General features: G+C 62.0%; 13 protein-coding genes and 1 riboswitch. Of the genes, 1 reads left to right on the top strand and 12 read right to left on the bottom strand.

Annotation, left to right across the window (positions count from 1 at the left end; genetic code table 11):
* Positions 1-82 precede the first annotated feature (82 nt).
* The 6 genes from AB8B20_RS25080 to AB8B20_RS25055 form a co-directional block, all read right to left on the bottom strand.
* A complete protein-coding gene (locus AB8B20_RS25080; protein WP_439073227.1) occupies positions 83-592 on the bottom strand; it encodes a 6,7-dimethyl-8-ribityllumazine synthase in 510 nt (169 codons plus the stop codon).
* Between the two features lie 80 nt (positions 593-672).
* A riboswitch (FMN riboswitch) is annotated at positions 673-825 on the bottom strand.
* A gap of 65 nt (positions 826-890) precedes the next feature.
* Positions 891-2,144, bottom strand: a complete 1,254-nt coding sequence (locus tag AB8B20_RS25075; protein WP_089262451.1) for an MFS transporter — start codon at positions 2,142-2,144, stop codon at positions 891-893.
* Positions 2,145-2,410: 266 nt separating this feature from the next.
* The gene (locus AB8B20_RS25070) at positions 2,411-3,850 is read right to left on the bottom strand and encodes a cell wall hydrolase (RefSeq protein ID WP_439073228.1); all 1,440 of its coding nucleotides are present in this window, start codon (positions 3,848-3,850) and stop codon (positions 2,411-2,413) included.
* A 161-nt stretch (positions 3,851-4,011) separates the two neighbouring features.
* Positions 4,012-4,185 (bottom strand): hypothetical protein, encoded by a 174-nt coding sequence (locus AB8B20_RS25065; RefSeq protein ID WP_165826769.1) that lies wholly within the window; start codon positions 4,183-4,185, stop codon positions 4,012-4,014.
* Between the two features lie 28 nt (positions 4,186-4,213).
* Positions 4,214-7,186 carry a pyruvate, phosphate dikinase gene (gene ppdK, locus AB8B20_RS25060; protein ID WP_170849757.1) on the bottom strand — a complete coding sequence of 991 codons (2,973 nt, stop codon included), beginning with the start codon at positions 7,184-7,186 and terminating at the stop codon, positions 4,214-4,216.
* A gap of 118 nt (positions 7,187-7,304) precedes the next feature.
* Positions 7,305-7,463: a DUF3096 domain-containing protein gene (locus AB8B20_RS25055; protein ID WP_089262456.1), complete on the bottom strand. Its 159-nt coding sequence runs from the start codon at positions 7,461-7,463 to the stop codon at positions 7,305-7,307.
* 247 nt (positions 7,464-7,710) lie between these two features.
* Here AB8B20_RS25055 and AB8B20_RS25050 point away from each other — a divergent pair, with 247 nt between their 5' ends.
* On the top strand, positions 7,711-8,076 hold the full coding sequence (locus AB8B20_RS25050; RefSeq protein WP_093760047.1) for a DUF1236 domain-containing protein: 366 nt from the start codon (positions 7,711-7,713) through the stop codon (positions 8,074-8,076).
* A gap of 255 nt (positions 8,077-8,331) precedes the next feature.
* Here AB8B20_RS25050 and AB8B20_RS25045 read toward each other — a convergent pair whose 3' ends face one another.
* The 6 genes from AB8B20_RS25045 to AB8B20_RS25020 form a co-directional block, all read right to left on the bottom strand.
* Positions 8,332-9,432, bottom strand: a complete 1,101-nt coding sequence (locus tag AB8B20_RS25045) for a hypothetical protein (protein ID WP_175368723.1) — start codon at positions 9,430-9,432, stop codon at positions 8,332-8,334.
* 268 nt (positions 9,433-9,700) lie between these two features.
* Entirely contained in the window at positions 9,701-11,791 is a 2,091-nt protein-coding gene (gene glyS, locus AB8B20_RS25040) for a glycine--tRNA ligase subunit beta (RefSeq protein ID WP_439073229.1), read from the bottom strand.
* Entirely contained in the window at positions 11,791-12,225 is a 435-nt protein-coding gene (locus AB8B20_RS25035; protein ID WP_439073230.1) for an endonuclease domain-containing protein, read from the bottom strand. The genes glyS and AB8B20_RS25035 overlap by 1 nt, the downstream gene beginning before the upstream one ends.
* Before the next feature lie 74 nt (positions 12,226-12,299).
* Complete coding sequence (locus AB8B20_RS25030; protein WP_439073231.1) at positions 12,300-13,241, bottom strand: glycine--tRNA ligase subunit alpha; 942 nt, start codon at positions 13,239-13,241, stop codon at positions 12,300-12,302.
* A gap of 406 nt (positions 13,242-13,647) precedes the next feature.
* The gene (locus AB8B20_RS25025; RefSeq protein WP_089262464.1) at positions 13,648-13,839 is read right to left on the bottom strand and encodes a hypothetical protein; all 192 of its coding nucleotides are present in this window, start codon (positions 13,837-13,839) and stop codon (positions 13,648-13,650) included.
* A 108-nt stretch (positions 13,840-13,947) separates the two neighbouring features.
* On the bottom strand, positions 13,948-14,832 hold the full coding sequence (locus tag AB8B20_RS25020; protein WP_439073232.1) for a S49 family peptidase: 885 nt from the start codon (positions 14,830-14,832) through the stop codon (positions 13,948-13,950).
* Between the last annotated feature and the right edge of the window lie 185 nt (positions 14,833-15,017).

Below are 15,017 nucleotides of genomic sequence, written 5' to 3'. Positions count from 1 at the left end.
GCGGGAAACGCCACCCGCGCCAGCCGGGCAGGAGCTCTGCAGCCCTGCCCGGCCATAGCGGCATAACGCGGTGTTGCGGCGATCAGGCGGCCAGTTGCCGGGTCGCCGCAATATTGGCGATGGTCGCTGCACAGGCCGTCGCCGCCTCGGTGCCCTTCACAACGAAATGCTCGCGGAAGAAGCGCAGGTGCTCGGCGTGCTCATGGAAATGCTGCGGCGTCAGCACCGCCGAGATCACCGGCACTTCGCTGTCGAGCTGCACCCGCATCAACCCGTTGATCACAGCGTCAGAGACGAATTCATGGCGATAGATTCCGCCATCGACGATGAGCCCGGTGGCAACGATCGCCACATAGCGGCCGGTGCGCGCCAGCAATTTGGCCTGCAGCGGAATTTCGAAGGCGCCGGGCACCTCGAAGACATCGATCTGACTGTCAGGCACACCATGCCGTGCAAGTTCGGCGACAAAACCGACATGGCATTGATCGACGATATCCTTGTGCCAGCACGACTGGATGAAGGCGATCCGCCCGGTCGATGGTGCAAGATTTACGGAAGTGGAAGTTTTGAAGTTCATCACAGGCTGATTCATGGATGCTCTCGCGGTTTGAGACCAGAATCAGGACGTACGGTCACACGCCGAGCATCCGCCAAGGCGGACTCCCTGCGCATACCCGTTCTCTTTCATCCGGACTATGACCGTCGGCTCCGGCATCGCACCGGATCTGCTGACCCCGACGGTGTAACCCGTCAGGCGCTCGCGGGCTCCCGAGCTTGCGCCCGATTACCGCCGGTGGGGATTTTCACCCCGCCCTGAGAACGAAGGCCGCCCCGATTGGGACGGCCAAGATCAATTTTTATCGCTGGAGATCAGCGAGTCAACAACAGGCTCATGCCGGCTGTGCAATCGGACGCTTCACCGGCTCTTCCACGATCGGCAGATTGATCAGCGCCGACAACACGCCAAACAGCACCGACAGCCACCACACCGGCGTGTAGGAGCCGAACTTGTCGAACACGACGCCGCCCAGCCAGGCGCCAAGGAAGCCACCGACCTGATGGCTGAAGAAAGCAAAGCCGTACAGCGTGGCCAGCCAGCGCGTGCCGAACATCAGCGACACCAGACTCGATGTCGGTGGCACGGTGGAGAGCCAGGCAAGCCCGCTGATGGCGCCGAAAACGAGCGCCGACGTGGTGGTCAGCGGCAGCATGATGAAGGCTACCGTCGCCAGCGCGCGGGTGAAATAGATGAAGGAGAGGATGTAGCGCTTCGGCAGTTTGCCCTGCACATAGCCGACCGTCAGCGAGCCGATGATGTTGAACAGGCCGATGATGGCAATCACCCAGCCGCCCACAGCCGCCGGCAAGCCGCGATCGACCAGATAGGCCGGCAGATGCATGGTGATGAAAGCGAGCTGGAAGCCGCAGGTGAAGAAGCCGAGCACCAGCAGCACATAGGAGCGATGGCCGAAGGCTTCCGTGAGTGCGCTCTTGAACGACTGCTTCTGCGCCACCGGCGCGTCGGCGGACGCAGCACTCGCGGTTGGAGTCGCCAACGCGAGCGACAACGGGATCACCAGCAACATCAGCACCGCAAACACGGTGAGCGTCGCCTGCCAGCCGGTGTTGTCGATCATCGCCACTGTGAAAGGCGCGAAAATGAACTGGCCGAACGAGCCTGCGGCGGTGCCGGCGCCGAGCGCGATGCCGCGCCATTCCGGCGGCACCAGTTTGCCGAAGGCAGACAGCACCAGATTGAACGAGCAACCCGACAGGCCAAAACCGATCAGCAGTCCAGCGCTGATATTCAGCTCGAGCGGTGTCGAGGAATAGCGCATCATCAGCAAGCCAGCCGCATAGAGGAAGGCGCCGACGCAGATCACGCGCACGCTGCCGAACTTGTCGGCAACGGCGCCGGCGAAAGGCTGGCCGATGCCCCAGAGCAGGTTTTGCACGGCGAAGGCGAGCGCGAAAACGTCACGGCCCCAGCCGAACTCCTGGCTGAAGGGCTGCATGAAGAAGCCGACGCTGGAACGCGGCCCGAAGGTGAGCATGCCGATCAGCGATCCGCAGATGATGATCACCAGCGGGGTACGCCAGCCAAAACCAGATGCCGGGCGCGTCGCGCCGTCGATTGCCGCCATGTCGTTTCCCCGGATCAAATTCGGATTGAAAATTCAGCCGGCCCAAGAGCACAAGCCCGGTCCAGATTGGATGGAAGATTAATGCATTCGCATGGAAATCCCAATGGCGATGATGGGGTTTTCAGAGGATGCATTGCTGGGATGCAGGGCCACGCGGACGTCATCCCGGCCCAGGGTCGGGATGACGTTCTGCGGAATCCGGAATGGAAAGAGCGATGCCGGGCATGGCATCGCTCTTGGTAGGCTCGGAGGTAAAGTCGTGGCTGTTACGGCTTGATTTCGGAGAGCTTGGCGGAGATTTCCGCCGTCTGCGCCGCCGTGCCCCAGCTCGGCGCCTCGCTGCCGTCGCCCCAGTTACGTGGACGGTAGAAGGAGTGCACGCCGGTCTTGTACATCTTCTTCATCTCGCGGACCCAGGACGGATGCACCCAATAGGCATGGTAATGCGTGGACTTCGCGACTTCCGGCAGCCAGATCCGGCCGTCGAGCGTCGCCTTCGCGATCTTGCGGGCGCGTTCCCACATGTCGGGCTCTTTCACGACATCCGGAATGCCGTCGCAGGCGAAGGTGAACTGGCAGGCCAGGCGGCGATGCTTGTTCTGATAGACCACGCCGCAGACGGTTGTCGGATAGAAGCCGGAGAACACGCGGTTCATCACCACCTGCGCCACCGCCATCTGGCCACGTACCGCCTCGCCGCGGGCCTCAAAATAGATGGCTTCCGTCAGACACTTTTCCTGCTTGCCGCGGGTCTGCTCGGTGAGGCCCATACGTTCGGCCGGCGTCTTCGCACGCTGATTGGCGCTGTTGACCTCGCCCTTGCCGGCAACGCTTTCGCCGCCATCGGTCGGGTTGATCGCCGCATTCGGCACCACCGCCGTAGCCTTCATGTCCGGGTCCAGGCTTGAGCCCGGCATGGCATTGCCTGGCACGGCTGTGCCTGGCATTACGATGGTCGGCTCTTCGCCGGGCTGCCAGCGTTCCATTGTCTCGACCGATGCGCCAAGCGACGAGCTACCGAAAAACAGGCTCGCGGTCTTCACAGAGAAGCCGTCCTTGGCCGGCGCCGGCTCGACGGGGATCACCGCTGCATCGGTCTTGGCGTCCTCGGTGGGCTGCACGGGCTGCGACGTGTCGTATTGAGCGAGCGGCGGGGCACGCAGCGCTTCATCGAGTTCGGGATCGAGCGGGGCATGCTGCACGGATGGCAGTGCATCGACGGTCTTCGCGCCCATCACCGATCTGTTGTCGTCGAAAGAGTCCTGTCTGGCCGGCTCGGGCGCCATGGTCTCCGGCGTGCGGATGGCGAGGCGATCGCCCTTCAGCGAGCGATCCACTTTTGGAAAATCTGCAGCTTCATAGCGGCGGGGCGGTTGCGCCAACGGATTGCGGGTCAGTGCACCGGTGATGTCAGTCAGCGCTCCGCTGGCGGCGATGCCGGAATTGTCGAGGCTGGCGAGTTGCAAGGTCGGATTGCGCGAGGCCGTGCCCATCGGGCGGCCGAACGAGAATGTCGCAACCTGGATGGAGGAGACGGCGGGCGCGAACACGCGCTTCTGCCAGCGTTCGGTCACGCCCGGCTGGCGAGCCAGCAGCGAGGCGATGTCCTGATAGCCAGATTCTGTCGGGGCCAATGCGAAAACGCAGAGACCGAAGCCGAAGAACGCGCCACGCGCGCCCTTCGGCCGGTTACGCAGTACTAACATCGATACGCTCACGCAACGCTTACACCAGCATCGCCCTGCACGGCACTAATCTGCACATCCGTACATTTCGATCTATTTCGTTAGTACGGAATCAAAGTTGCCGCGGAGTTAATCGGCGATGCAACGACGCCACACGCAAGCTGTACGAGCGCAGCGCAAAATCATTCGAAAGCCTTGGTAAACCGCGGCTCCACAAAAGTAGTAAACATCGCGTTGACAAAGATGATGAAGAGAAATTCGCGGATGCGTGAAAATGTTTGCGAGTTCCATTCCGACGCACGAACAAACACGGCATGAGGCACGCAATAAAAATGGCCGGGGAACTCCCCGGCCATTTTTCAGATCATGAAATCAGCGAAGCACTTACGCTTGGCTGGAAATTTCCTTGCCGAGCGCAGCCTGTGCGGCAGCGAGACGCGCGATCGGCACGCGATAGGGCGAGCACGACACGTAGTCGAGGCCGATCTCATGGCAGAAGGCTACCGACGCCGGATCACCGCCGTGCTCACCGCAGATACCAACCTTGATATCGGGGCGAGTCTTGCGGCCACGCGCGACGCCAATCTTCACGAGTTCGCCGACGCCGCTGCGGTCGACCGTGATGAACGGATCGACGGGCAGAATGCCCTTGGCGATATAAGTACCGAGGAAGCTCGCGGCGTCGTCACGGCTGATGCCGAAGGTCGTCTGCGTGAGATCGTTGGTACCGAACGAGAAGAACTCGGCGGTCTCGGCAATCTCGCCGGCCAGCAGACAGGCACGCGGCAGTTCGATCATGGTACCGACCGAATAGTTCAGCTTGCCGCCGGTCTCCTTCATCACCGACACCGCAGTGGCATCGATGCGCGCCTTGATGAGATCGAACTCCATCTTGGTGACGATTAGCGGCACCATGACTTCGAGGCCGACCTGTTCGCCAGTGCGCTTGCCCGCTTCGATCGCGGCTTCGAACAGCGCGCGCGCCTGCATCTCGGCGATTTCCGGATAGGCGATCGCGATGCGTACGCCGCGGAAGCCGAGCATCGGATTGAACTCGGCGAGATCACGCGCACGGTCCGCAAGCTTGCGCGGATCGGTGCCCATGACACGCGCCACTTCCTCGACTTCGCCCTGGGTGTGCGGCAGGAATTCGTGCAGCGGCGGATCGAGCAGACGGATCGTGACGGGCAGGCCCTTCATGATCTCGAACAGTTCGACGAAGTCGGCGCGCTGCATCGGCAGCAGCTTGGCGAGCGCGGCGCGGCGGGCCTGCTCGTCTTCGGCGAGGATCATCTCACGCACGGTGCGGATGCGGGTCTCTTCGAAGAACATGTGCTCGGTACGGCACAGGCCGATGCCTTCAGCGCCGTACTTGATGGCGGTGCGGGCATCTTCCGGCGTGTCGCCATTGACGCGGACCTTGAGCTTGCGGACTTTGTCGGCCCAGCCCATCAGCGTTGCGAATTCGCCCGACAATTCCGGCTCGATCATCGGCATGCGGCCGGACAGCACATGGCCAACCGAACCGTCGATGGTGATGACGTCGCCAGCCTTGAACACGCGGCCACCGATCGACATGGTGCCGCGGCCGTAGTCGACGCGGACGGTGCCGCAGCCGGAGACGCAGGGCTTGCCCATGCCGCGCGCGACCACCGCCGCATGCGAGGTCATGCCGCCGCGGGTGGTAAGAATGCCTTCGGCAGCGTGCATGCCGTGAATGTCTTCCGGCGAGGTTTCGACGCGAACAAGAATAACCTTCTTGCCGTCGGCCTGCAGCTTGGCGGCTTCGTCCGACGAGAACACGATCTCGCCCGATGCGGCGCCCGGCGATGCCGGAAGGCCGGTGGCGATGACGTCGCGATTGGCCGATGGATCGATGGTCGGATGCAGGAGCTGATCCAGCGACGCCGGATCGATGCGCGATACCGCATCCTTCTGCGAGATCACGCCTTCATTGGCGAGTTCGACCGCGATGCGGATCGACGCCTTGGCAGTACGCTTGCCGTTGCGGGTCTGCAGCATCCAGAGCCGGCCCTGCTCGACCGTGAACTCCATGTCCTGCATGTCGCGGTAGTGCTTCTCGAGTTGGGTGTAGATGCGCGTCAATTCCTTGAACGCCTCCGGCATCGCCGCTTCCATCGACGCCTTGTCCGAACCGCTCTCGATCCGTGCGTCTTCGGTGATGTCCTGCGGCGTGCGGATGCCCGCCACCACGTCTTCACCCTGCGCGTTGATCAGGAATTCGCCATACAGCTTGCTCTCGCCGGTCGACGGGTTGCGCGTGAACGCAACGCCGGTGGCCGAGGTCTCGCCCATATTGCCGAACACCATGGCCTGCACGCTGACGGCGGTGCCCCACGACTCCGGGATATCGTGCAGGCGGCGATAGGTCACCGCGCGGGTATTCATCCAGGATGAGAACACGGCGCCGACGGCGCCCCAGAGCTGCTCATGCGGATCCTGCGGGAAGTCCTTCCCCGTTTCGCGCGCGACGGCTTCCTTGTACTGGCCGACAAGCTTGACCCAGTCGTCACCATCGAGATCGGTGTCGAGTGTGTAGCCCTTGTTGTCCTTGTAGGTGTCGAGAATGTCCTCGAAGTGATGATGCTCGAAGCCGAGCACCACGTCGGAATACATGGTGATGAAACGGCGATAGCTGTCATAGGCAAAACGCTTGTCGCCGGAGAGTTCGGCCAGCGCTTCCACCGTGGTGTCGTTGAGACCGAGATTGAGGACCGTATCCATCATGCCCGGCATCGAGGCGCGGGCGCCGGAGCGCACCGAAACCAGCAGCGGGTTTTTCTCGTCGCCGAAGCCCTTGCCGGTGATCTTGCCGACGGCCTCGAGCGCCTTCTCCACCTGCGACTGCAATTCCTTCGGATAGGATTTGCCGTTCGCGTAGAAATAGGTGCAGACCGAGGTCGGAATCGTGAAGCCGGGAGGCACCGGCAGGCCCAGATTGGCCATTTCAGCGAGGTTCGCGCCCTTGCCGCCGAGCAGGTCGCGCAGGCCAGCCTTGCCCTCGGCCTTGCCGCCGCCGAACGAATAAACCCACTTGCCAGCCTTGATGACGTCAGTCACCGGCTTGCTGGTGGCCTTCTTGACGGCCTTGGTCGCCGAAGTCTTGGCTGTAGAAGATTTGGCCACAACCGCCTTCTTGGATGCGGGAGCCTTTGCAACAGGCTTCGGAGCAACCTTTGCTTTCACAGCCGTTTTGGCCTTCGCCGCGGATTTTGCTGCAGGTTTTGCAGCTGACTTCTTAAGCGCCTTGCGGGCCACCGAAGCTACTTTGGGCGCAGCCTTGGACAACTTTGACTTCGCAGGGGCTTTCTTGGACTTCGAGGCGGTTTTGGCCATGGTTCTCAATCAATCCGCGAGAGGAAACGACAGGGAAATGTGCCGCGTTACACCACGTTTCAGGGACGTGGCGCAAGCAGCCCGGAGGTACCGCTGTAGGTAACGGCCGTGTCGAAATTTAGCCGATTTTCAACATCCTGAAGACGCCGAGTCCGGCCAGTCCGACGAAGATCAGATAGATCGCCACCACCAGATTGAGAAACCGCGGCATGATCAAAATCAGAACGCCAGCGATAAGCGCGACAATCGGCTGGATGTGAGCTGCCGTGATGACCATGAAGTGTCTCCGTGAGGGAATCGATTCGGGTGCGATGCGCCGCGGGGATTTAGCAGCATAAAGACGCCCTGCCCATCAATGGGTTCCCGCATACCTGCCTGCAGTGCATCAAAAACCAGCAATTGCGCGTGGAAAATTCCGGAACGATCGCTGGCGGCATGCATTGGCCGACGGTGAATAAACCAAACCAGGCTGGATGGCACAGACCGGCGCGGCAAGCCGGACATCGTTCACGAAGGAGACGATCATGCGAAACAAACTTATTGCAGCAGCGGCCCTTTTCGGCGCCCTCGGCGCACCGCTGGCCGTGCAGGCTCAGGGCGTCACCGTCGGTGTATCCGGGGGCGATCGCGTCATCGTCGACAACAACGATCCCGATGGCATCACTGTGCAGGAGCGTCCGGCATTCCGTGAGTATGTGGTGCGCGAACGCGTGCCTACCTTCACCGTGCCCGATCGCATCGTCGTCGGCACCACGCTCCCTGAAGCCGGCGTGACCTATTACGACGTGCCGCAGACGGTCGCGACGACGCCGTATCGCTACACCGTGGTGAATGGTCAGACGGTGCTGGTGGAGCCGCGCTCACGCCGCATCGTGCAGGTCGTCGACTAGCACGTCACGTTGAAAGAAGATTCGTTCGGGCGCCGCGAATGGCGACCGGGCGAAGAAGCCCCGCCCCGGTCATCCCCCACCGGGCGGGGCTTTTTTGTTTGCGCATGACGCCACAAGCTCCGCCTCATGAGGAGCGCGACTTCTCGAACCATGAATGGGTGAGCGCTGGCGTTCGCAGCCATCCTTCGAGACGCGGCGAAGATGCCGCTCCTCAGGATGAGGACGGAGTGTTGCAGCACCTTCCTGTATCGACGCTTATCCGCTCTTCAGCAGCGACAGGATGTGGTTGGTCGACTTGTAGCTCGCCACGGCATTGTCACGGAAGCTCGGCGTCCAGTTGGACGCGGTCCGCTCCTCATCGCTCATCGCCGAATAGGTATTGAGAATGCCGAGGCTGAACTGGCTGGGATCGCCGCTCTTCTGGCTTGCCTGCAACGCCTCGAGAATACTGGTGCGATTGCGTGAATCGAGCACCTGTTTGGCGGCAAAGCTCTCTTCCTTCGAGAACAGACCATCCTGATTGAGCGAGATCGCCGAGAGCGAACGATTGTCGACGGCAGAGAAATCCGCGAGCTGGCCGGTCTTGCGGCGGCTGTCGTAAACGAGTTCGCCCTTGCCCGCCTCTTTCGCCGCCTTGGCCTGCGCATCCAGCGCCGCACGCACGCTCTTCGCAACGGTGGCGATGTCCTGCACGGGCGTCGTTGTATCGGGCTGCGCGAGATAGGCTGCGACCGGATCGTTGGCGATGCCTGATGGCGCCTTGGTCGGTGTCTGCTCGGTCGCCTGAATGCCCTTCAGCACGGCCTCGCGCTGCGCGGACCAGGCCGCCGAGGCTTTCTCTTCGCTGCCCGCGGCATCGAGATAGTCCAGCGCCGCCTTGTAGATGCCGCTGAAATCGCCGGTGAGCTTGGCCGTGCCTGCAGCAGGCGCCAGCGCCGCGTTGAAACGATTGCCCAGTTCGGCTTGGGCGACCTTCTGCTCGTCGGCGGTGAAGGTGCCGCCATTGTTGGTGGCCATGGCGTAGAGCGAACGGCGATCCAGCGTCGAGAGATCGATGGTCAGCTTGCCGTCCTTGTCCAGCGGACCCGTCGCCTTTGCGGCCACATATTGGGCCGCCAGCTTCGCCCGCAGATCCGTAATGACGGTCGCGATATCCTTGTCGGAGCCGGAGCTCGCAAGCTTCGCCCGCGCCGCCTCCGACAGCGTCAGATTGGTCGCCGCATCGGACGAGGACGACGATGCGCTCTCATTGCTGTTGAGCGCATTGGCCAGCGATGGCTGGGCGGTGGCGGCGGCACGCGCATAGGCGGAGCCGTAATTGGCATAGGGATTGAGGCCGGTATTGACCGAGGTCATGGGCGATCCTTGGGCAGTCCTGCCCGCGCTGGGAAGCGACGGTTAAGAAACCGTTACGGAACCGGACCATTTCAAGGGATGGTTAATGTAAGGTAAATGTTTCGGGAGATTGCTGGAAATATCGCGTCAGCCGACGACTGCCGCGCCCTCGGTTCAATCTCCGTCATGCCCGGCCTCGTGCCGGGTATCCACGCCTCGGCGACAGAGAAAGAGGTGGATGGCCGGGTCAAGCCCGGCCATGACGTGGGGAGAGGCCCGTGTGTAAGCCTTAGTCTTGGATCTTCGAGAAATCCGCCACCGCACGCGTTGCCGCGCGGATCTCGTTCAGCAGCTTCAGACGATTTTCGCGGACCGCCGCGTCGTCGTCATTGACCTTCACCTTGTCGAAGAATGCATCCACCGCCGGACGCAGCTTGGCCATGGCGGTCATCGCACCGGCGAAATCTTCCTTGGCGACAGCCGCGCTCGCTTCCGGACCGACCTCGGCAATCGCCTTGGCCAGTGCCTTTTCTTCGTCGAGCTTGAACAGTGCGGCATCAGGTGCGCCGTCGAACTTGCGCTTGTCCTTCTTCTCCTCGATCGCGAGAATGTTGTTGGCGCGCTTGGTGCCGGCCAGCAGGTTCTTGCCGTCATCGCTGTCGAGGAATTTGCCGAGCGCTTCGACGCGGCGGACAACCATCAACAGATCGTCCTGACCGCCGAGCGCGAACACCGCATCGACGAGATCGTGACGCGCGCCCTGATCGCGGAGCTGACCTTTCAGGCGGTCGGCGAAGAAGGCGAGGAGATCGGCCGGTTTGCTCTCGTCATAGCCGGTCATCGTCGACGCATGAGACGACGCGACAGACTTCAGCTTGAGGCGCAGATTGTTTTCGATGATCAGACGGATCACACCGAGCGCCGCACGACGCAATGCGAACGGGTCCTTCGATCCCGTCGGCTTTTCGTCGATCGCCCAGAAACCCACCAGCGTATCGAGTTTGTCGGCCAGCGCCACGGCGACACTGACAAGATCACTCGGCACGCGATCGGTCGGCCCCTGCGGCTTGTAGTGATCCTCGGATGCAGCAGCGACGGCGGCGTCTTCGCCTTGCGCCAGCGCGTAATACTTGCCCATCAGGCCCTGCAGCTCTGGAAACTCGCCGACCACTTCGGTGAGCAGATCGGTCTTCGCGAGCTGCGCCGCACGCTTGGTCTTCGTGGCATCGGCGCCGACCAGCGGGGCGATCTCGGCAGCGAGCTTTTCAATGCGCGCGATACGCGCGGCCTGCGTGCCCAGCTTCTCGTGAAACACAATCTGCTCGAACTTCGGCAGTCGCGATTCCAGCTTCGTCTTCAGGTCCGTCTCGTAAAAGAACTTCGCATCCGACAGGCGCGCGCGGATGACGCGCTCGTTGCCGGCGATGATCGCGGTGCCGCCGTCGCTCGCTTCGATATTGGCGGTGATGACGAACTTGTTAGTCAGCTTCTGGGTCTTGGGATCACGGACCACGAAACATTTCTGGTTGGCGCGGATGGTGGCGCGGATCACCTCGTCGGGGATCGACAGGAAATCCTTGTCGAACGAGCCCATCAGCACCACCGGCCATTCGACCAGGCCCGCGACTTCGTCGAGCAGCGCGGGATCTTCGACCAGCTCAAAGCCCTGCGCGAAAGTGAGCTGCCGCGCGTCAGCCAGGATGATTTCCTTGCGGCGCTCGGGATCAAGCACGACTTTCGCGGCCTGTAGCTTCGCCACATAGTCGTCGAAGCGGCGCACCTCGATGGCATCAGGCGCAAGGAAGCGATGACCGTAGGTGGTCTGACCGACGCTGACGCCGCTGAGGTCGAACTGCACCACTTCCGGTTCTTCGGTCTCGATGCCGAAGGTCGCGACGATGGAATGCAGCGGACGCACCCAGGTCAGCGCGCTCGATTTCGCGGAAGCCGCACCCCAGCGCATCTGCTTCGGCCACGGGAAGGTGCGGATGATGATGGGGAGGATCTCGGCCAGCACATCGACCGTCGGCTTGCCCGGTTTCTCCGTCAGCGCGATGTAGAAATCGCCCTTGGGGTCGCGCTGGATCTTGGCTTCATCCAGCGAAGCGAGGCCGGTGGCTTTCAGAAACCCCTGGATCGCGGCTTCGGCGCCGCCGACACGCGGTCCCTTGCGTTCCTGCTTGAGGTCCGACTGCCGTGCGGGAATGCCATGCACCGTGAGCGTCAGACGACGCGGCGTCGCAAAGGCCTTGGCGCCTTCATAGACGAGACCTTCGGCAACCAGTCGGTCAGTGACCATGCGGCGCAGGTCTTCCGCCGCCTTGGCCTGCATGCGGGCGGGGATTTCTTCAGAGAACAATTCGAGGAGAAGATCAGGCATTACTGGTTCTCCCCACGCAAAGACTTACCCTCCCCTGGAGGGGGAGGGTCGCCCGCCTCTTGCGGGCGGGGTGGGGTGACAGCGGTCATGTTATGGATAACTTCCAGCACAGCGTCGGTCCTGCTCATCACATCATTGTTCCAAAATCGTATCACTCGGTAGCCTTCCGACTGCAGCCAGCGCGTGCGGCTTTCGTCGTGGGCAAGCCCCTCATCGTCGCCGTGTTGCGAACCATCGACCTCGATAATCAGCCGCGCCGCGAGGCAGGCGAAATCGGCGATATAGGGTCCAATCACAACCTGCCGTCTGAAATGGCTTCCCTTCACATCGAGTCTTCGCAAATGTCGCCAGAGAATTTGCTCAGCGACCGTCGTATTTTCGCGCAGCCGTTTCGCGCTTTGGCGTTTGAAGTCGCTGATGGGCCGCTTGACCATATCACCACCGCTGTCACCCCACCCCGCCCGCCCGTGACGATGCAGAGCATCGTCAGTGCGGGCGACCCTCCCCCTCAAGGGGAGGGTAAAGAAGAACCGGCTTCGGTATGCACCCACGCTTCGCCGCAGGCCTTGGCGAGTTCGCGGACGCGCATGATGTAGCTCTGGCGCTCGGTGACCGAGATCACGCCGCGCGCATCGAGCAGATTGAAGACATGGCTGGCCTTGATGCACTGGTCATAGGCCGGCAGCGCCATCAGATGTTCTTCGCGCTTGTCGCTCTTCCAGCCGGCGTCGAGATATTTCTTGCAGGCGGCCTCGGCCATCTTGAACTGCTCGAACAGCATCGCGGTGTCGGCATGTTCGAAATTGTGCCGCGAATATTCCTGCTCGGCCTGCAGGAAGACGTCGCCATAGGTCACCTTGTCGGCGCCGTCGCGGCCGTTGAAGTTGAGATCGTAAACGCGGTCGACGCCCTGCACATACATTGCGAGGCGTTCGAGACCGTAAGTGAGTTCGCCCGCTACCGGCGCGCATTCGACGCCCGCGACCTGCTGGAAGTAGGTGAACTGGCTGACTTCCATGCCGTCGCACCAGCATTCCCAGCCGAGGCCCCAGGCGCCCAAAGTCGGGCTTTCCCAATCGTCCTCGACGAAGCGCACGTCATGCAGCGCGGTGTCGATGCCGATGGCCTTGAGCGACTGCAGATAGAGGTCCTGCAGATTCGCCGGCGACGGCTTCATGATCACCTGGAACTGGTAATAGTGCTGCAGCCGGTTCGGATTCTCGCCATAACGGCCATCCTTCGGCCGGCGTGATGGCTGCACGTAGGCGGCCTTCCACGGCTTCGGCCCCAGCGCGCGCAAGGTGGTCGCGGGATGGAAGGTGCCGGCGCCCATTTCCATGTCGTAGGGCTGCAGGATCACGCAGCCCTGCTCGGCCCAAAACCGCTGCAGAGCGAGAATGAAGCCCTGGAACGAACGTTCCGGGCGCATGTGCGGAGGCAGGGAGTCCATGGTGGTTTCTGGGCCGTTTTTCCGGGGATTCGCCAAGGGGATCAAGGCGGATCAAAGCGCGCGGACCGTATCGGCGCGGCCTTGCGGAATCAAGGCAATGTGGCCCGATTTGGCGGTAACCGACGGGTAACCGCGCCGGCACATCGCCTGATCAGCAGGGTTAGTCGTTAAGTCCCGCGCACTATCCTGAATGGCATCGGTGGGAACGAACCCGGTCATCGGGACTTACCCCAGCGAAAGGCCCGAACGATCCAAGTCGCGCGGGCCGAAGACTTCCAAGTCTTAAGTTGTCCAAATCTCCAGGGCCGAGGGACCTCCAAGCCTGAAAGCCCAACTTTGTCGCCGGTCTCGAGGACGTGCCCCGTCCTCAGGCCGGCGCAAATGTTTTGGGGCCTGTTTGCGGCTCCTAGCCCGGCCGATAGGCGCCGGTGACGGGATCGCGGCGCAGGGTCGGGACCTCCGTGGTCCCGCTGCGTTCGGCTACCCGCGCCTGACGGGCTTCTTCCAATTCATGATTGATCCGCTTGGCGGTTCTGTAGGCCCAGCGGACAACGGCTGCGCTCCCAAGCGCGCCTGCAAGTGCGACCAGCGGCGGCATGTGTCGATTCCTGTCGTTCATCTCAAGCCCCCTGCCGATAGTCTCGCGCAAGTGCCGGATTCCTGCAATTAGCTTTTAAGCCACCAAATGCCGCGCAATACCGTCCTGCTAAAAGCCGTATTTGGACCACAGCGCGCGCGTCTCCAGCGCCGAGATCAGTTGATCCGGCAGTCCCGACAGGCCGTCGAGCGAGAGCTGCGAGCCCGCGCCGGATTTGCGGCCGAGCAGACCCGACAACATGCCGGATGGCTGCGCGATCACCGGCATCTGCACCTTGTCGCCATAGCGCGCGCGCAGCACCGAGCGCAGATCGCCAATGGCATCGCTAAGGCCAAGCGCGATGGATTTTTCGCCGGCCCAGTATTCGCCGGAGAACAGCACGTCCTCGGCGCCCTTCAGCCGGGCACCGCGGCTCTCCTTCACGAGATTGATGAAGATCGCGTGGATTTCGCGCTGAAGCGATTTCAACCGCGCCACATCATCGGCATTTTCCGGCAGGAACGGATCGAGCATCGCCTTGTGCTCACCCGCGGTATAGAGCCGCCGCTCGACACCGATCTTCTTGATCAATTCCTGAAAACCGAAGGTGCCACCGACCACGCCGATGGAGCCGACAATCGACGACGGATCGACGAAGATTTCATCGCCGGCGCAGGCGATCATGTAACCGCCAGATGCAGCGACATCCTCGACGAACACATACACCGGTAGTTTCTTCTCCGCGGCGAGCTGGCGGATGCGCAGATAGATCTGCCGCGACTGCACCGGCGAGCCGCCCGGCGAATTGATCACCAGCGCAACAGCCTTGGCATTCTTGATCGCAAATGCCTTGTCCAGCAGCCTTGCCACGCCTGCGAGCGACAATCCCGGACGCAGCGGCGTGACGGCGCCGATCGTGCCGGACAGACGCACCACCGGAACGACTGCAGATGCGCGACGGAAACGCGCAGGCAGCAGCCTTGTGATCGCCGCTTTTAAATTGGATTCGCTCATTCAAATTTCCTCGACATTAACCAACTCTTATCACGCTGCTGTCATTGAACCGAGAGACGCTTTCAGCGTTTGAAAACCATAACAGGCCTTTACGCCGCAGCGGGAGAAGACATGAAAATCTATCTGCTCATGCTGATCATCGGTACGCTGCTTACGGCGATCCACTTCACGTCGGCGCCGCAGAA

This window comes from Tardiphaga sp. 866_E4_N1_4 (assembly GCF_052076075.1).
Taxonomy (GTDB): Bacteria; Pseudomonadota; Alphaproteobacteria; order Rhizobiales; family Xanthobacteraceae; genus Tardiphaga; species Tardiphaga robiniae.
Note: the sequence above shows the minus strand (reverse complement) of the source record. Positions and strands in the feature narration are given on the sequence as shown.